Source organism: Salinimonas iocasae (genome assembly GCF_006228385.1).
Lineage (GTDB): Bacteria > Pseudomonadota > Gammaproteobacteria > Enterobacterales > Alteromonadaceae > Alteromonas > Alteromonas iocasae.
In genome coordinates this window covers 1,073,066-1,091,627 of sequence record NZ_CP039852.1, presented here as the reverse complement: position 1 = coordinate 1,091,627, position 18,562 = coordinate 1,073,066, and the positions used below count along the sequence as shown (strand labels likewise).

Below are 18,562 nucleotides of genomic sequence, written 5' to 3'. Positions count from 1 at the left end.
TTTAAATATCTTTTTTTGCATTAAATAGGTAGAGCAGCTCAACACCTTGTTCACTACCGTTAATATTTCACGCTATACTTCAGAAAAATGCATAAATAACATAAAGTTATAAATTATCTTTTTTTTGATGAATTAAATTATAATAAACACTTCATTCCAGAATCTTTGAAACCAGACGCTTTTAATTCGAACAAAATATAAGCAACTTGTAGTATGTCTTTAGCAAAATCCAAAAATTTGTATCATGAATCGCGAAACAAAATGCTCGGTGACTTCCTTCGAAAACATCGTGAGAGATTAAAAGCGACAACAACTGGTCTAGCATCATCACCGAAAAATGGCTCCCCTCTAAAAAAGTTTACCCAAACTGAAGTAGCTTGTTATCTCGGTGTAAAGCGTAGCTATATAAACAAAATTGAAAACGGCCGATACAGACCAGCGAGAGATTTTTTGGAGCAACTTTGTCAGCTGTATAATATTGACGTTGAACGGACGCTGTTTATTGCTGGGTATGCAGATATTGATATGCTGCAAAAGGTAGCTAAGTCCGATACGTTTTGGAAAGTCGTCTCTGGACTGAGCTTACGACGCCTCTCGAATAAAGAGCTTTTGCAAATTATTGAGCTGTTCGAAATAGATGACTAAGTACTGGGCGCATTTGGTTGAGCGTACTTTTTCGCTGAAGGTTTTTTATTGATTTATGAGCTATAGCGATAGCGACGTGGTTCTGGTGATTTGTGGCTACCAAAACTTATCATCGCTGTAGTTTTCAACAATGTGAGTTCACTCATTCCAATGCTGCTGTCTTTCCTAACCTTGAGTCTATCTCGGTGCGAATTGGAACAATCTACCACGAAGACTTTAAGAAATTTTTGTAGGTGGTGAGCTACTTAGTTCAGAGTCTTTTTTCAAAACGACAAAACAAATAAACGGCTCATTATTAGTTATTGATGGCGAGTAATTGAGCTGATTTCTGGCTTAAGCAATTATAATCAAATCTGAGATTGGCAGTTCCATCTTTCTATGAAATTTTTCCGATATTGTTTGGCAGCTAACCGCCTATTACTAATTAGTCCATAGTAACACTCGTTTCCGCTGAAAAACTAAATTCTTGTTTTATACGAAATATCCGTTTCTCATAAAAACAAGCAACCCGAAGGCACAGGGCAAAAATTATGACTCACAATCACAACCTTCGAGACAATACATCTAGCTTGAGTGAATTATGGTACACATAAAGTGTTTACCCGCTGTAATCATTGCACTCAAAACACACTGTGTTTACCTCCGGTCGTCATAAAGTGTTTACCTCGAAAACATAAAGTTAGTTGTTTCAGTTGAGGCACTTGCTTTTCTTATTTAAAGGGCAAATATTCACTTAGACCGCATATTTGCTCTGCGGTCTTCCAAGACAATACGTAAGAAACTATGTGGGTTCGCAATGCTCGCTAGACGTCGTCAGGGCGATAAGAGCCAAACAACGTCTGCTCAGATAAAATGAGCAATTTCCAGAGTCCCGTTGGGCTCTGGCAGTTTCTAGGCCGCAGGTAATCTTTTTGCGTCTTATATAAATAGCATTTTGCTATAATAAGCGAGTAGCACAATCTGAAGAGAAACCAATATGAAACTAATTACCAAAGATTACTTACTCTCACAGCTTGCCGAATTTTTTGAAGGTGACCGTAGTATGATGGACGAGTGGCTTCACACTCCATTGCCGGTACTCGGCGGAGAACGACCAACTGACTTCATGGATACAAAAGAGACGTCGAAGACTACTGGAGGTAATTGGTGAGATGCGCTTTGGCGAGATGGCGTGAGACCGACTTTTAGTCCCACAAATATTAGTCTATCCCGCAATACAACTTTTGCCCTTACCTTGAGCCTTAGCCCGGTACAGCGATTCATCGGCTCGATTAATAGCTTCCTGTATCTCTCCAGTGTTCGGCGCAGAAGAAATCCCCGCTGAAAAGCTAACACTGAATTCTGTCTCGACACTTTTCCAATCTTTGTGCTCTTTCAGTGACTCGCGAATATCCTCCAATTTTTCTGAAACCATCTTGGGTGTAATACCGGCAAAAACAAACAAAAACTCCTCACCACCATAACGCATCAGAATATCCGATGTGCGTATTGAGTCCTGTGCGATTTTTGCAAATACTTTGAGCACTTCGTCGCCAGCACTGTGTCCAAATTTATCGTTTATTTTTTTGAAGTCATCAAGGTCCACCAGTGCCAAAACTAGGCTGTCAGTTCCTCGTCGAGCGTTGGTGTAGACCGAGTTAAGTCTTTCTATACCTGTTGAGCGGTTGTAAATGCCAGTCAGACCGTCGTACTGGGCTCGGCGTTTGAAGCTTCGGTAACCTTGGTAAGTGAGAAGCAATACCGCTAGCGAGAGAAATAATGAAATTACGAGAAGTGTTCTGGTCAGGTTCTGGTTTTTAATAAGGAGTAATTGCTCGCGATTCTTTCTCTGCATGCTTTCATAATCTGAAAAATTCAGAACCTTATCCAACGTCGCACTCAAGACGGTTCTCTCGCCAGCACTCATTACTGGCTCAGAATAGAAAAAATCAAATAATGTTTCTCGTGACAATGCTAATGCATCATCTAATTTTCCTTCAGCTTTTAGGAGTACAATCTCAGCCATGTTTATCAAGCGCTCGTAACCTATGGACGGAGTGTTGTAACCATGGGCTTTTTCAATGGCTTTATGTGCGTCGGTGAATTCGCTAAGTATTGATAAGACATAGGTTTTCTTAATGTAAGAACTTACAAGCTGCTCACGGTTTTTTACCGTTTGGCTTTCCCAAGTAGCGATGACGAGGTCTATATTTTTCAGTGTCTCATTATCAACATTATTGTGGTGTAAATCCCGCCAGACCTTCGAACCCAAAATTTTCGCTTTCGCGAGTGGAGAAGTTGTATTTTCAAAAGCTTGTTCGAGATAATCTTCACTGTTTTCATGGTTAGACAGCAAAGCATTACAACGAACGTACTGTGAATGTGTGAGAAAAGAGGTGTTTTCTACATAGCGATTACAATATTTGCGAGCAGCTTTGAAGTCACTGAGTTCAAAATAAATATCAAATGCAGTGTTAAACGAATCCGCTTTAGAGTATTGGAAGATTTTGTTTGGGTCTTCATCGGAAAGACTGTCCATTACCAACATTAATTCAATAAGAGCAGGCGAGATCTCGTTTAAATAGAAGAGTGAGCTGATGATTTTTGCGGTTAACGCGTAAACAATATCTGACTGGATGTGTCGTGGAATGCCCTCTCTGAATACGATGAGCTTTTCCAGTCTGTCTCTAAGGGGCGCTTCGCTGTAAATGATACTAAGCCCTTGAATACCATAATAAAGGTTTTCATCCTCATTTCTGATGCTAGTCCATGTGTCATCATGAATTTTGGGAAAGGTGAGTGAGGACGTGATGCTATGTACTTCACTGTTTGCAATAAATGTGAATACACGGCCTAAGTCAGACTTGTCGAATGCTTTTTCTTCCGCCGCTGCCTCGACCCGGAGTTGTGGGTCAGGGTAGCGTTTTTTTAGGTCTATGTAGGTGCGCTTATAGTCAGCTATAGGCTGACCAGCCGATGTCGAGGCCAGCAGACAAAAAGGTATCAAAATCAGAAAAAAGAAGGAAATCCGTTTCATAGGTACTACTTATCTTTGTTTTATTGTACATACCGTCACAAACAACGCCTTGGCTGAGTCGTGCGAGGGATGAATGAACCATATCGTACAAGGATTGCTCTAGCCAGAAAATTCCTGTTGTAGACTGGAAACTAGTTACGCCTGATTCTATCAGGCGCCGCCTTCACCAGCGCCATTGATTTTTGGTAACATCTCTAACTACTATTATTTGACCTATGCATCTCAACATGCGTTCATCCGCGAGAAGTTCGCATAACCTAAAAAGAGTTGATATTGAGGTGCGCTTTCTTATGGTATTTTTGAAGGTATTTCTCCAACTGATAATGACATCGTCATAATTGCAGTGGTGTCAATTCGATGATCCGTGTGGGTGACAGTGTGTCTAGCATAGCACTCACTGTCAGAGACTTACCTTACGCTTTTTGGGCCCAATACGCGCTTTTAGGGCGAGGCATGCCAACACTATCAATGAGATGGCCCAGTGCATGGTCGTTTAGACGCCAGCGTGTTGCAAGGTGACTTAAAGGCGTAGACCAAATGGCCTCATACAGTTCAGCAGCAATCAAAGTGGATACGGACATAATAAGGGCTCCAAAAGAACAGTCTTGCAAGCATAGTTCCTCACGAGCACCTTAGAGACAAAACAGATGAACTACTCACTTTGTTATGCCGCCTTTTTACTCAACATAAGAAAAAGCTGTACTTCGTCTAAAACCAAAGTGCATGTGTTGTTATCTCAAACATGAAAGCGGACAGGCCAAACTGTGCTTTGCTTACTTCCCCAACAGAATAAGGAACGGATAGCGGCGCTTTTCAATTTCTGCTTTGGTAAAAACTTGCTTTACGCTAATTAATACTACTAATTGTAATGTGAGTTTCAAAATGGATGAACAAAATTTTAACTTTTGAAATCATTCCCTCTCCCCGTGCCCCTAAAAATGGCGCGTCTGTAAGTATTAGGGTTCGCTATACGCAATGCGCATAACAGCAGAAAGTACACAGAAGAAAACGCAGTACGCTAATAAAGTCGTGGCCGTTGAGAGGTTGAAATTACGATTGATTGAGGTGCTTTTGATAGTGATAACACAGACGGGATTGAAGGTGGTCCCGACAGTGAAAGGCAGTGAAATAATCGGTGTTATGTTCAATGCCCTTCGCATCCGCTTGATTTACCGTGGCTTTCGTTCTACGGCAGGAATCGCAAAATACGCATCTGGGTCGGTTTCTTCTGGCTCGCTTAATATAATGTTCGCAATGTTGATGTATATAATAAAAAGTGCACTTGAGTAGGCTTTGGATAGTTTATCTACCTGCTCTTTAATCTCCGTAGTTGTCCTATAAACTCTTTACGAACTTCAGATTGCAAGGTAATGTGATTTCGCAATAAGGTCTCTCACTACTGGGACAAGTAGCGAGATCTAAACAACAATATTGTAATTAGCAGAAATGGACCGCGCTTAATTACTTTGAACGCCATCTCAAGTTCAATTCTTAAGAACGGCTTTTATAGCTTTATATCAAAGCGATTCCATTACTGCGATAGCCTGATAACACATGTTGTCTGACGTTTAGGTATCAACTCTCCAAGGAAGCAGTATGGACATAAAGTGTCTTGACCCTCAAGGAATCAACGGTTTCGAACTCAAAGCTAATGAAGTCTTGTCAAAACATCTCCCTGATAGCTGGATAGGCTACTCCTCTTTAGAGATGCTAGGCCGTCAGGGAAAGGATTTTGAGGCTGATTTAATACTCGTCACTCACGACCGAATCATCGTAATTGAGCTTAAAAATTATAAGGGCAAGCTCTTCTCAAGAGGTAATCGGTGGATTCAGGAGTACGACGACGGACGCCAAGAGAGCCGCATCAATGCCGTATCCCAAGCAAGCAGAGCCGCGAAGATACTAAAGTCTAGACTTCAAAAGAAACTGGCCAACAAGTATGTGCCCTATGTTGATAAACGTGTTGTATTGTGTGGTTCAGCTGACGCATCCCACCTATCAGAAGAAGAAAGAGAGTGTGTTTTTACACTGGACGAGTTCAAACATATCGGCGATGAAAAAATATACAAAAAAATTATCGGACGCCCATTCAGTTTTGATAGAAAAGAAGACATTCCGAATAAAAACATTACGGTATGGAACCGTATATTTCTAAATAATAGCGCAGACTTTAAAGCGAAAGCCTTTTCATCAAACGGTTATGTCCTGAATGGTACGTCATTATTCCAGCATAAAGATAACCTGTACTCTGAATTTCGAAGTCAAAAGGCTGAGAACGCCAATTACCAAGCCTTGATGAGAAGATGGGACTTTACTGCGCCATGCATTGTTGAACATACTCGAACCCCTGAGCAGCGTGCAACCATCGCTCAGAGGGAGTCTAATGTTCTTGGATATATTGATACTCAAGATGAAGATTTAAAAGATAGTCACCTTCAGTTACTTCATATCCCGACAGACCTGACAGAAGACTTCGTAGAACTATACGAGTGGCCAAATAAGAAAGAAAGACTTGATACCTTTATACGAAAGAATAAAAGCAAGCTGACAACGCAAAATAGATTAGATTTAATTCAGGTATTAATCAGTCAGCTATCGAGACTTCACGAAATTGAAGTTGCGCATCGTGATCTCGGGTCTCACAGTATTTGGTTATCACTACCCAGTAAAGTGGTCCTCTCGAACTTTTTAACGGCATACTATCCTGATCCCGATAAAAAGACTGTTTCCTCAGTAAGAAAAATTATTCAGCATGGAAGAGTAGAAACACCTGAAGAGTTATTTGAAGAGAACTCTCATGCAACCGCTTTTAGTCGTGATGTCTATTTAGCTACAGCAGCCTGTCACTTTATAGCCTTTGATACTTGGCCGAAAAAGGAAGATGGGATTTACGTTTGGAATCCTGTTGGAGGCAATGAAATCAGTGAAAAGTTAAGTGGCTGGTTTTCACGAGGACTAGAACTCGATTCCCGCGATAGGTTTCAAGATCTCTGCGATTCGCAAACAGAGCTTAATAAATTAATTAGAACTGGTGCGGAAGATCCAGCGCACACCCTATCACTTCTAACTAAATACTATACCAATAACAATGTATATACTGAACTTGGCGCTGTGCCCTTCAAGACAGATGGGACCTGTCATTTATTAAAAGCTCCTGATGACTCTTTTGGAGTAAAAGCTTGGTTTGGACTCAGTGACACACATGGATCCGGTGGTATAAACCATGAACTGCTGATGTTTTTCAGCAGACTCGAGAGCATCAACAACGCCGCTTTGCCTCAGCTACCTGAAATATTAGATTTCGGCTTTAATCCTGCAATGACTTGCGCCTATTTTAAATACGAATGGGTTGAGGGAGTTACGTGGGCGAAAGCTGTTGAGAGCATTGAGAAGCCAGACGGTTATAGGTTGGCTAAGGAATTAGTACTCGCTTTACTTAAACTTCATGGTGCAAAACTTTACCATGGTGACTTACACCCTCAAAATATAATTGTCGATGATGGAAAGATTCGCTTCATCGACTTGGTCGAGTATGACCTAAATAACGCAGATAAACATACACCCGCGTATGTTCCGTCTTCGTTTGAAAACCTTGCTAAAACTACAATTGATCGTTTTGCTGTCGTGAAAATATTAAACGAACTCTCGCAGGCAATTAATTCGCTTCATCTATCCAAGTATACGGAAGAACTGCTTGCTCTTCCTGAAGTATCGACAAGCGAACTTGAAAAGTTGCTCGATAATTTCGATATGATTGTTAACCCTCCTCCTCCAGTTACGTTAAGAAAATATGAGATTCATCTTAAGAACTGTCGAACGGTCACCGAATTATTGACCTCAGACGACGGCGCTTATTACATGACCTTGAAGCAGAACGCCGGTAAACAGGGAGATCTATTAAGTGTCCAGTTAAGTGGCATAAAGAAAAACATAAGTTTGTTAATCAATGAAGATAGAAAGTTCATTGTCAGTTTCAGAGAAAATGATATTCGGCATGACCAGTTCATCCGAAACAAACGTGACTCTCAATTGAAGCTCACTGGTGAAATTCATCTGTCGAACAATATTCATGGCTCAACCGAATCCTTCATCGACTTTATTCTCCAAAGTGAAGCCTATAAAAAGCTAGCAAGAACTTCCGGCGAGACTAATGCTGAAGGAAAAGGGTCACACAGACCTACGCTAACGCTGCCTAAGATGGCCAGCTCAACAGTGCTTGATGCTCGAGATATATGGAAAGTACTTGTTGAGACAGAGGAAGAAAGTTATCCCAAAATTCAGGTTGTGACAGACCCGGTTTATAATGCCAATCAGCTACTCAGCTTTCGCTATTCACTGGATGACAGTAAGTTCGACTTCGACTTAAGAACCGAACGCGTGAATGTGAAAATGGAGGTGAAAGGCGAGTTACGGGTAATAGGTATTGTTGAGGATTTAAGCTCAGACACCCTCATATTAAAAACGCGCGGGAACACCACACCTCAAGCGGGCGACACGATTATTTTGGAGGGAAGCATGACAGCAGCTTCGCTTTCAAAACGAGAAAAAGCGGTTACTAAATTGATAACCGGTCGAGGAGTAATACCTGATCTTCCTGACTATTTTTCGCCCGGACTTAATGCTCAAATAATCGAGGGCGTAACGCCGACAGAAGATGAGTTAAATACCTACACTGAATACAAGGAAGATGGAAGCATTTCATTCGCCTTAAATGAACAACAGCGTGATGCTTTCAAGGCACTTTATAGGTATGGTCCTATCGCGTTGCTCCAAGGCCCTCCCGGAACGGGCAAGACCGCGTTCATCGGCTCCTATATACATTATTCAATAATGAAAGGCGCACGGCGCGTGCTACTTGTGAGTCAGTCTCATGAAGCCGTAAATAATGCCAGTGAGAGAGTACGCTCTCTCTTTAAAAGAACGGAACAAGCAATCGATATTGTTCGTCTTGGTGATGAATCAAACTTATCTGCGTCCTTGACCGATGTAGGAGAAAAAGCACTTCAGGAACATTACCGTGACAAATTCAGGGCTGAATATAGGGAGCGACTGAGCACGCTACTTGAACACATTGGCATACCGGCAGAGATGTCATCTACAATATCTGATTTTGAAGACTCCTATGGTCAGCGATTTAACCAGTTGCTATCTCAAGCACAGGACGAAGAACAAGCTGACACCGCTAAACTTGCACAAAGACAATCAAAATTAAAAGAAAGCCTTAACGGCTTTGTGTCCAGACAATACCCTAATTCGCCCTCGTTTACCGGCGTTTCTCTGTCTAAAATTCGTAGCACTTTATTGGAATTCCTAGCTGAACATTTCGATATTTATTCAAAGGAACTGATATTCAAAGTCAGCAATCTTATTGAGACGTCTAACGAATGGTTAAGTGTAATGGCATCAGGAAAAGCCCAGTTCCAAAACTTCCTTGCCAAGACAAGAACCCTTGTATGTGGCACCTGTGTTGGTATTGGCCGAAACCATTACGGTGTGCAGGAAAACATATACGATCTCGTCGTTATTGACGAAGCAGCTCGCTCCCCAGCAAGCGAATTAGCTATCGCTATGCAGGTCGGAAAGAAGGTATTGCTCGTTGGAGATCATAAACAACTTCCGCCACTGTTTGATGAAGCGCATATTAAAGCCGCGAAACGAGAGCTGCCCAAATTAGATGAAGAAGAGCTGAAGCGAAGCGACTTCGAAAGGGCTTTCGTTTCTGACTATGGCAAAACCGTTGGACGCTCTCTGCTTACACAATACAGAATGGCCCCCGCTATCGGTAGGCTTGTATCAGACAACTTTTATGATGGTGCGCTGCAAACTGGCCGCCCTCAAACGCGAGACCAGTATCAGAATTTAATTAATTCATTTGCCAATCCAGTGACATGGTTTGACACTTCCGGCGAAGGCAATAGAAATAGAGAGGAGACTCCTAAAGGCAAGGGCGTTAATAAAAAAAGCTTTATCAACCCGCATGAGGCTGACTGCATCATCTCAATAATCAAACGTTTGTATGATAGTGACACTAACGACGAAATATTGACTGAAGACGAAGATCCTAAGGTCGGTGTCATCTGCATGTACGGAGAACAGGTCAGGCACCTGATTAGAAAAATTAACAGTATGCCATGGGCAAGAAGCTTACTTGAGCGGCGAATTGTGAAAGTAGATACGGTGGATAGCTATCAGGGTAAGGAAAACGACATTGTTATCCTTTCTTTGGTCAGAAGTAACGGAAGAGGCACACAAGGCTATGTTTCATCTGAAAATCGAGCCAATGTGTCTTTATCACGAGCTAAAGAAGCCCTATTTATAGTCGGCAACAGTCAGATGTGGAGCCAGTATAACCAGTCTTCCGCGTTCGGACGTGTGTTTAAATTTATCGAGGACAATAACTCCCCTGACTACTCTATCCGCCCTGCAAAAGGAGTTTCGCAGTAATGAAAATACAACTGAATAGAATAAGCTTCGGACTACCAACGAAAGCGTTTTTTATCGATTATACGGTAAGCCAGAAGCGTCAGCTTCCTGTCGTAAAAGAGTTTATCATCCGTGTTCTTCATTCAGTCGGCAAGTCCCCTGTATCGCTCATACAGGATTATTTCGGATTTACGGCGGCGGAAACTCAGGCTGTTCTTAACGATTTGATAGAGGAAAGCTTAATCAAATGGAGTGACAATGAAATAGAGCTTACGGCTCATGCACTGGAAAACTTTGAAGAAGTCCAAGGTAATATGTTACCCCGCTTTTTCGAGGTGGTTGATAAAACCGATAACGTATTCTTCGAACTTAGCGAATTCAGAATGCTGCCGAAGACAGTGCAACGCAGTGGGATTAACAGCACCTCCATATCTCTACCTTTACCCGATCAATGCTATTCAAAGCTAAATGACAAAGCCATGTCTGCATTTGACAGTAATTTTGAACACTTTCGAGAAGTCGTTAAAGGTGAAGATATCTATTCTGAAAGAGAAGAATTATACAAGATCAACCATGTAAACGGTAAGTATGACCTTTCGATCCCTATTCCAGTCGAATACTACATCGATACTGATGCGCCAGATGTGTTGCAAACTGCATATGAAGACCCAAATCTTGACGAGTGGGACATCAATAAATCACTGTTTAACTACATGGATGCAGCGATTAGCACCAAGCCTTACAGTGATGCAACAAAAGATTTTAGTGATTATATAAGCGCAACCGATGATCCGATATTAACGCAGTACTGGGACGACAAAACCAGCAGTATCAATTTGGAGTTACTGCTTAAACACCACGCAGATGGAACGGCACATCACTCAAAGGAAACACAACTCATCGTCGGCAACCTGTATTCAGACTTTAACTCTCAAGCACTAACTGAGAGGCTGAAAGAAATATTCTTAAAAAAACCGAAGTCGAGTGGACTAATCTGGCTTTCAAAAGGAGACAATGCAACGTGGGGGCGGACCTCAGAGTTCGGCGTATTGCTTGACTCGATTACATCACTATTCGATAACAGAAAGAAGACTTCCAAAGCAGTAATAGCTCTCCCATGCTCGAGTGTAAGCGAAGCCATTGAGCAACGGAAGGTTTACCGGAACCGAGATATTGACCCTGCTCTTATCGGCTGCGAAAAGCAATTCGGTGGCGAAAACTGCGAAGTGATGCTTATACCTAATATTATGGTTGCTTGCCTGCTACACCTTCCTACGACTGACGAAAGAAACATTTCGCTTCCCGTAGGCTACGTCAGCTTTGCACCTGAGCTTATAGAGTCTGTAACGAGTAATATCATCAGATGGGCGGATTCAAACAACAATCTCAATGATTTCTTCGAAAGAAGAGGCACTCCTGAGGAAGCTACTGTTCTGTATAGATATTTCAGCCAGATTCTGGCTCAAGAATAGATTATCACTGTGAATATTTGACTGCACCGAATGCCGAACATTAAAGAGTGTGGATTGTTGGACGTTGTCAAAACCGTTTTATATCATGCGACACCAATAATCTTGCAATTGCGCCGGGATATAAGGATTAGGGATAGATGAAAAGTAAAAAACACCCGGATGTGTTAAAAGTCGTTCAGTTCATATTGAACAAAGCCGAGAGCAACGAAAAGTTCAGTGTGCAGTCGGCTGCTAACAGTAAAGAGCTTAACGGTCTGAATAGATATCAGGTTGCTAGGATCATGCGCGATATTTGTTTGGATCCTGAGGACGAGGGCAGCTTAATACGTTACACCGCCGTTGATAATACCAATATAGACAATATCCCTTGTCACTGGCAGTTAAATGCTGATGCCTACTTCAGCTACCTGTCCCACCAATCTATCCAAATAGCAATCAAGGCATTTTATGTCGCAATTTTTGCGGCTGCTACAGCAATTGTGGGATTAGCAATCGACATCTTCGGCGCGTTTAGCTGAATAGGTGTTAATAGAAAAGAATACGAAAAGGTCACAGACCGGAGAAAAAGCAGTAATGGCACAACTTGAAAACATTGAAGCAATTGAAAAGCGCCTTTGGGGCAGCGCGGATACGTTACGCGCAAACAGTAATTACGCCAGCAACGAATATTTTATGCCTGTGATGGGGCTTATTTTCCTGCGCCATGCATACAGCCGATTCCTTGTTGTCAAACCTGACATTGAGGCATCACTTCCTTCACGTGGCGGCATGACCCGCCCACTGACAAAAGAAGACTTCTCCAGTAAAGGTGCAATCTTTCTTCAAGAAAAAGCGCAATTCGACACTCTGGTGAACCTCACTGATGCCGATGACCGCGCACAGGCTATTATCGATGCCATGGAGTCCATTGAAGATGATTATGACTCCCTAAAAGGGATATTGCCTAAGAGTGAATATCAGGAATTAGGCAATGAAGTGCTGGGTAGCTTGCTGCGTACTTTCAATGATCCGGCGCTAAAAAAGGCAACAGGCGATATCTTTGGTCGTATCTACGAATACTTCCTGACCCAGTTTGCCAATCAAAGCGCCCATGACGGCGGCGAGTTCTTTACCCCTGTCTCGTTAGTACAACTTATTGTCAATGTGATAGAGCCCGACCATGGCAATGTGATTGACCCGGCATGTGGGTCAGGTGGTATGTTTGTGCAAAGCGCCCACTTTATTGAGCGCATGCACGAAAATCCACAGGAAAAAGTCACCTTTTATGGTGCAGAAAAGAACCCCACCACCATTCGCCTTGCCAAGATGAATCTCGCGGTACATGGGCTGGAAGGCAGCATTAAAAAGGCCATTTCCTACTACGAAGATCCACATGATTTTTTAGGAAAGGCAAATTTTGTAGCAGCCAACCCCCCGTTTAACGTTGACGACGTAGATGCTGAGAAAATTAAGAACGATCCGCGCCTGCCCTTTGGTTTGCCGGGAGTGAATAAAAAAGGCAGCGTATCCAACGGCAACTATCTGTGGATGTCATATTTTTATAGTTACCTGAACGATGAAGGCCGCGCAGGCTTTGTTATGTCATCGCAGGCCTCCAGTGCAGGTGGGCAAGAAGCCGAAGTACGCCGAAAGATGATTGAAACCGGCCATGTTGATGCCATGGTCGCGATACGCTCCAACTTCTTTTATACCCGCTCAGTACCCTGTGAATTGTGGTTTTTCAATAAAGCCAAGCCGGAACAGCACAAAGACAAAGTACTGATGCTGGATGCACGGAATGTTTACCGCAAAGTCACCCGTAAAATTTACGATTTCTCGCCTGAGCAGCTTGCCAACCTGACCGCCATAGTATGGCTGTATCGCGGTGAAACAGCGCGTTTTATTGGTTTAGTAGAGCAATACCTGACGCAAACACTGGAGGAAGCATTATCCAGTAAAGCAGGTATGGATAACTTTATCGCTGAGCTTAAAGGTTTACTGGATAAGCTGCCCGAGATGGACGCAGACACCAAATTGGCAAATGAGACACTTAACCAAGATATAGCAGGATTTGAAGCAGAGATCGATACACAAAACACCGCATGGAAGACAGCAGCCAAAGACAACGCCGGGTTACTCTCTTTTGCAGCCAAGTTAGCGGCGTTGGCAGAGACGAGTCGAGACCTTATTAAACAAATCGACCAGCTTTATAAATTTGCCGAAAAACAAGCGAAAGACAGCGGGGAAAAAGGCCTTAATAAGCTGATAAAAGCACTCGACGAAGCCCGCAAAGACGCAGTCGAGCAACTCAAACTCATTCGCTATTTCTATAAGCAAGCTCATTGGCTGCAAGAACGATTCCCTGAGGCTGAACTGCAAGATGTAGCAGGTCTGGTTAAATTGGTAGATATGGAAGAACTCGGAGCCAATGACTGGAGCTTAACACCCGGTCGTTATGTCGGCGTTGCTCCTGAAGAGGAAGACGAAGATTTCGACTTTGAAGAAACGCTTAGGGATATTCACATCGAACTGAAGGGCCTTAATGAAGAGGCTGCCCTGCTTGCTGCTCAAATTCAGAAGAATTTTGAAGAGTTGGGAATATGAGTTGGGAAACTGCAATGCTTGGTGATGTATGCACACTCATTACGGACGGTAAACACGGAGACTGCAAAAATGAAGAAAACTCTGGATTCTACTTCATTAGTGCAAAAGATATTAAAAATGGAAAGATTGATTATATAAAGGCCAGACAAATTACAGAGTCTGATTTTGCAGAAACTCATAGAAGAACAGACTTGCGTCCCGGAGACGTATTAATAACAAACAGTGGAACGATAGGCAGGTTAGCAGTTACAGAAGATGAGCCACGAACAAGAAATACAACTTTTCAAAAAAGCGTAGCAATTCTTAAACCAATCACCACTATTATAAGATCTCATTTTCTTTATTACTCTCTTGAGAAAGACAAGACAAGGCTAACCAACACTGCGGGGGGAGCAGCTCAAAAAAACCTCTTGCTCGGCGATTTACGACGTTTCGAAATTGCCATACCTAACCTTAAGCAGCAAGATGATTTAGTTAGCTATTTAAAAATTTACGACGACCTTATCGAAAACAACAAACGCCGCATTGCGTTGCTGGAAGAGTCGGCGCGGCAGCTTTATAAAGAATGGTTTGTGCGCTTCCGCTTTCCCGGCCATGAACATGTCAAGATCGTCGATGGTGTGCCGGAGGGCTGGGTGAATGGTGTTGTCGCTGACCTCGGTGAAGTTGTTACTGGAAAAACACCATCAACCAAAATAAGTGAAAATTATGGTGGTGATATTCCTTTCATTAAAACTCCAGATATGCATGCATCATCAATTGTACTTCAAACTGAACAATGCCTTTCCGAACGTGGAGCCAACAGTCAACTTAATAAATTTATACCGAAATTTTCTACTTTGGTTGCTTGTATTGGAGCTGGCTTAGGAGTCGTATCATTGAGCTCAAAAAGATGCCAGACCAATCAGCAAATAAATTCGATTGTTCCCAAACTCGAAGCTTACACATTTTATTCATACTTAACTTTAAAGGATTTCAGAGAAAAACTTTTGGCTATAGGTGGTGGAGCGACGATGCCAAATGTTAATAAATCAAAGTTTTCTAATATGAAGATTCTGTTGCCAAATCATAAACTACTCGAAAATTTTCATGAGGCTGTAGCCCCATCATTCCTTCAAATGGAAAAACTTACTGGTATGAATCAAAGGTTGATTCAAGCAAGAGAGCTCCTGTTGCCTAAATTAATGAGCGGGGAGCTTACCGTATGAATCCAGCACTCAATGAAGATACCCTCGTTCAAACCACCACAGCAGACTATCTGGAAACAGAACTGGGCTGGGATAATGTATTTGCTTACAACACGGAAACCTTTGGTAAAGAGGGCTTGTTGGGGCGTGAGTCTGATAAAGAAGTGATACTCACCCGCTATCTGGGTGAAGCACTGGTAAGGTTTAACCCCGGCTTACCGCAGGCGGCCTATCAGGATGCTCTGCGTCAAATAACCGAAGCGCCCGTTACCGAAAATATGCTGCAAATTAACTCTGAGCAGTATGAGCGGATTAAAAATGGCGTGTTAGTGCAATATCGCAATAGCAAGGGTGAGCTTGAGAAAAAGCGGCTAAAGGTATTCGATTTTGAAACGCCGGAAAATAATCATTTCCAGTGTGTTCGGGAACTGTGGGTGCGTGGTGATATCTATCGCCGCCGGGCTGATATTGTTGGTTTTGTGAATGGTCTGCCACTGCTTTTTATTGAGTGTAAGACTATTCACAAGGACATCCGTCACGCCTACGAAAATAACCTGTCAGACTATAAAGACACTATCCCCCACTTGTTCTACCACAACGCGTTTGTTGTATTGGGTAATGGCGTGGATGCCAAAATCGGCTCGCTTTCCAGTAAATTCGAACACTTCAATGACTGGAAGCGACTGGCCGAAGATGACGCTGGCGTGGTTGATATGGAAACCCTTATCAAGGGGATCTGCAACAAGCGGGACTTTCTTGACCTGTTTGAGAACTACACGCTATTTGATGAAAGTAACGGCAAGCTGGTAAAAATTGTTGCGCGAAATCATCAGTTTCTGGGGGTTAACCGCGCTATTGAAGCCGTTAAAATACGCGACGCCCGCATGGGTAAGCTGGGCGTGTTCTGGCATACTCAAGGCAGCGGAAAATCGTACTCGATTGTTTTTTTTGCCAGAAAGATCCACCGAAAGCTGGGCGGCAATTTTACGTTTCTCATTTGTACTGACCGCGAGGATTTGGACAAACAAATCTATAACACCTTTGCAGGCTGCAAGCTGGTAGATAACGACAAAGCTCCCTGCCGGGCGTCATCAGGCTTACATTTAAAAGATCTGCTGAACCAGCATAAATCCTATGTGTTTTCTCTGGTGCAGAAGTTCAATCAGGATGTTGATCCTAACGAGCCTTATTCAGACCGTGATGACATTATTGTTATCACCGATGAAGCGCACCGCACGCAATACGGGCGGCTATCACTGAATTTGCGTAATGCCCTACCCAATGCCAGCTACATTGGTTTTACCGGCACGCCGCTGTTTAAAGATGACGAAATCACCCGTCGGGTGTTTGGTGACTACATTTCTACCTATGATTTTCAGAGAGCTGTTGAAGATAAAGCAACAGTCCCCCTCTACTACGATGCACGGGGTGAAAAATTAGGACTGGCAACCAACGAACTGAATGAAAAAATCGCCGCGAAGCTTGAAGAGCTGGAAATTGATGATCAGGATGTGTCTGAACGGTTAGAACGAGAGCTAAAGCGGGATTATCACATCATTACCCATGGCTCTCGTTTGAATGATATTGCCGAAGACTTTGTTGAACATTACAGCACCGGCTGGCAAAACGGCAAAGCCATGCTGGTCTGTATTGATAAAATTACCTGCGTTCGCATGCAGTTAATCATTGGCGAAAAATGGCAAGACAAAATTCTTCAGTTGAAGAAAGAGCTCGAAAAACTGCGTGACGAACAGGCCATAATGGACTTGGAACGCAAGCTAGCGTGGATGGAAGAAACCATCACGGCAGTCGTCGTTAGCGAAGAACAAGGCGAAGTCGACAAATTCAGAAAGTGGGGCTTGGATATTACCCCACACCGCAAACTCATCAAGGAAGGCTTCGAAACACCAGACGGTAAACGAATTGACATGGAAAGTGCATTTAAAAAAGAAGCGCATCCTTTTCGTGTTGCTATTGTCTGTGCCATGTGGCTAACCGGGTTTGATGTACCAACGCTATCCACCCTATACCTCGACAAACCCCTCAAAGCGCACACACTGATGCAGGCCATTGCTCGCGCTAACCGCGTCGCCGAAGGTAAGAATAACGGTTTAATCGTCGATTACTGCGGAATACTGAAAAACTTACGTAAAGCATTAGCGACCTTTGCCGGACATGTCGGTATTGGCGGCGGTGGTGACGAGCCACCTCCCGAAATTGATCCTGTCAGGCCTGATGAAGAATTATTGGCTGATTTAGGCGAGTCGATTGATGCAGTCAGGGCCTTTTTGCAGGCCAGACAGTTCAGGCTTGAAGACGTATTGGAAAAAGACGGCTTCGCACGCAATAAAGCGATTATGGATGCCAAAGAGGCGGTAAACGAAAATGATGAGACGCGTAAGCGCTACGAAATTCTGTCCCGTGAAGTATTCAAGAAGTTCAAAGCGTGCCTAACTATTAGAGAGATCAATCAATATCGTGCGGCTTACGATGCCATCAACGTGATCTACAAAAGCTTGCAAAAGGACGTTGAGCGGGCTGATATCTCAGACATCATGAGGGAGTTACATGAGATCATTGAAGAAAGCATTGAAATAGGTGACGGTGACCGTGATCCAAGCAAACTATACGACATCAGCAAAATAGACTTCGAACGGTTGCGCAAAGAATTTGAACGCTCTCCAGCCAAAAACAGCACCGTTGCGTCACTGAAAGAGATGGTAGAGAAAAAGCTACTAAGGCTGATGATGCAAAACCCTACTCGCACCGATTTTCAAAAGCACTATGAGGAAATTGTCAGCGATTACAATAGCGAAAAGGACCGCGTCACCATTGAAGCAACCTTTGATGCACTGTTGAAACTGGTAGAGGATCTCACTGAAGAAGAGCAACGCGCAGTAAAAGAAGGGTTGTCTGAAGAGTCGCTGGCATTATTTGACCTGTTGCTAAAGCCCGACCTAGCCAAAACAGATATTGATAAAATCAAGAAAGTTGCTGAGTCATTGTACAAAACCCTCAATGACGAGCTACAACGCATCCAAAATTTTGCCGCCAAGCAAAGCACCCGCGATGAGATCAAAGTGAAGATCAGAGACTTCTTATGGGACGAGAGAACAGGACTACCCACCAGCTTCGACCCAAATGAAGTGGAAGAAAAAGCAGAGTTGGTGTTCCAGCATATTTATATGCAGCAGCGTCGGTCAGCGGTGTATGAAAATACAGGTAGGACTTAGAGT

The 18,562-nt window shown here is 43.0% G+C and carries 10 protein-coding genes; 8 read left to right on the top strand and 2 right to left on the bottom strand.

Annotated elements, in window-relative coordinates; genetic code table 11:
• Positions 1-213: 213 nt before the first annotated feature.
• Positions 214-645 carry a helix-turn-helix domain-containing protein gene (locus FBQ74_RS04715; protein ID WP_139755574.1) on the top strand — a complete coding sequence of 144 codons (432 nt, stop codon included), beginning with the start codon at positions 214-216 and terminating at the stop codon, positions 643-645.
• A 976-nt stretch (positions 646-1,621) separates the two neighbouring features.
• Positions 1,622-1,795, top strand: coding sequence for an MbcA/ParS/Xre antitoxin family protein (locus FBQ74_RS19295; RefSeq protein ID WP_139755573.1), 174 nt, complete (start codon positions 1,622-1,624; stop codon positions 1,793-1,795).
• A 54-nt stretch (positions 1,796-1,849) separates the two neighbouring features.
• Here the strand turns inward: FBQ74_RS19295 and FBQ74_RS04705 are convergent, their stop codons facing one another.
• The gene (locus tag FBQ74_RS04705) at positions 1,850-3,661 is read right to left on the bottom strand and encodes a GGDEF domain-containing protein (protein ID WP_139755572.1); all 1,812 of its coding nucleotides are present in this window, start codon (positions 3,659-3,661) and stop codon (positions 1,850-1,852) included.
• A gap of 413 nt (positions 3,662-4,074) precedes the next feature.
• Positions 4,075-4,242, bottom strand: coding sequence for a hypothetical protein (locus FBQ74_RS18920; RefSeq protein WP_168190603.1), 168 nt, complete (start codon positions 4,240-4,242; stop codon positions 4,075-4,077).
• 1,015 nt (positions 4,243-5,257) lie between these two features.
• Here FBQ74_RS18920 and FBQ74_RS04700 point away from each other — a divergent pair.
• The 6 genes from FBQ74_RS04700 (at position 5,258) to FBQ74_RS04675 (ending at position 18,559) form a co-directional block, all read left to right on the top strand.
• Complete coding sequence (locus tag FBQ74_RS04700) at positions 5,258-10,105, top strand: AAA domain-containing protein (protein WP_139755571.1); 4,848 nt, start codon at positions 5,258-5,260, stop codon at positions 10,103-10,105.
• Entirely contained in the window at positions 10,105-11,556 is a 1,452-nt protein-coding gene (locus tag FBQ74_RS04695) for a hypothetical protein (RefSeq protein ID WP_139755570.1), read from the top strand. The genes FBQ74_RS04700 and FBQ74_RS04695 overlap by 1 nt, the downstream gene beginning before the upstream one ends.
• Positions 11,557-11,693: 137 nt before the next feature.
• Positions 11,694-12,074 (top strand): hypothetical protein, encoded by a 381-nt coding sequence (locus tag FBQ74_RS04690; protein ID WP_139755569.1) that lies wholly within the window; start codon positions 11,694-11,696, stop codon positions 12,072-12,074.
• A gap of 55 nt (positions 12,075-12,129) precedes the next feature.
• Positions 12,130-14,139, top strand: coding sequence for a class I SAM-dependent DNA methyltransferase (locus FBQ74_RS04685; protein ID WP_139755568.1), 2,010 nt, complete (start codon positions 12,130-12,132; stop codon positions 14,137-14,139).
• Complete coding sequence (locus tag FBQ74_RS04680) at positions 14,136-15,347, top strand: restriction endonuclease subunit S (RefSeq protein ID WP_139755567.1); 1,212 nt, start codon at positions 14,136-14,138, stop codon at positions 15,345-15,347. The genes FBQ74_RS04685 and FBQ74_RS04680 overlap by 4 nt, the downstream gene beginning before the upstream one ends.
• Entirely contained in the window at positions 15,344-18,559 is a 3,216-nt protein-coding gene (locus tag FBQ74_RS04675; RefSeq protein WP_139755566.1) for a type I restriction endonuclease subunit R, read from the top strand. The genes FBQ74_RS04680 and FBQ74_RS04675 overlap by 4 nt, the downstream gene beginning before the upstream one ends.
• Positions 18,560-18,562 lie beyond the last annotated feature (3 nt).

Excerpts from the sequence above, each read along its gene's own strand:
- FBQ74_RS04715 (WP_139755574.1), top strand. The coding sequence starts at position 214 with ATGTCTTTAGCAAAATCCAAAAATTTGTATCATGAATCGCGAAACAAA.
- FBQ74_RS19295 (WP_139755573.1), top strand. The coding sequence starts at position 1,622 with ATGAAACTAATTACCAAAGATTACTTACTCTCACAGCTTGCCGAATTT.
- FBQ74_RS04705 (WP_139755572.1), bottom strand. The coding sequence starts at position 3,661 with ATGAAACGGATTTCCTTCTTTTTTCTGATTTTGATACCTTTTTGTCTG.
- FBQ74_RS18920 (WP_168190603.1), bottom strand. The coding sequence starts at position 4,242 with ATGTCCGTATCCACTTTGATTGCTGCTGAACTGTATGAGGCCATTTGG.
- FBQ74_RS04700 (WP_139755571.1), top strand. The coding sequence starts at position 5,258 with ATGGACATAAAGTGTCTTGACCCTCAAGGAATCAACGGTTTCGAACTC.
- FBQ74_RS04695 (WP_139755570.1), top strand. The coding sequence starts at position 10,105 with ATGAAAATACAACTGAATAGAATAAGCTTCGGACTACCAACGAAAGCG.
- FBQ74_RS04690 (WP_139755569.1), top strand. The coding sequence starts at position 11,694 with ATGAAAAGTAAAAAACACCCGGATGTGTTAAAAGTCGTTCAGTTCATA.
- FBQ74_RS04685 (WP_139755568.1), top strand. The coding sequence starts at position 12,130 with ATGGCACAACTTGAAAACATTGAAGCAATTGAAAAGCGCCTTTGGGGC.
- FBQ74_RS04680 (WP_139755567.1), top strand. The coding sequence starts at position 14,136 with ATGAGTTGGGAAACTGCAATGCTTGGTGATGTATGCACACTCATTACG.
- FBQ74_RS04675 (WP_139755566.1), top strand. The coding sequence starts at position 15,344 with ATGAATCCAGCACTCAATGAAGATACCCTCGTTCAAACCACCACAGCA.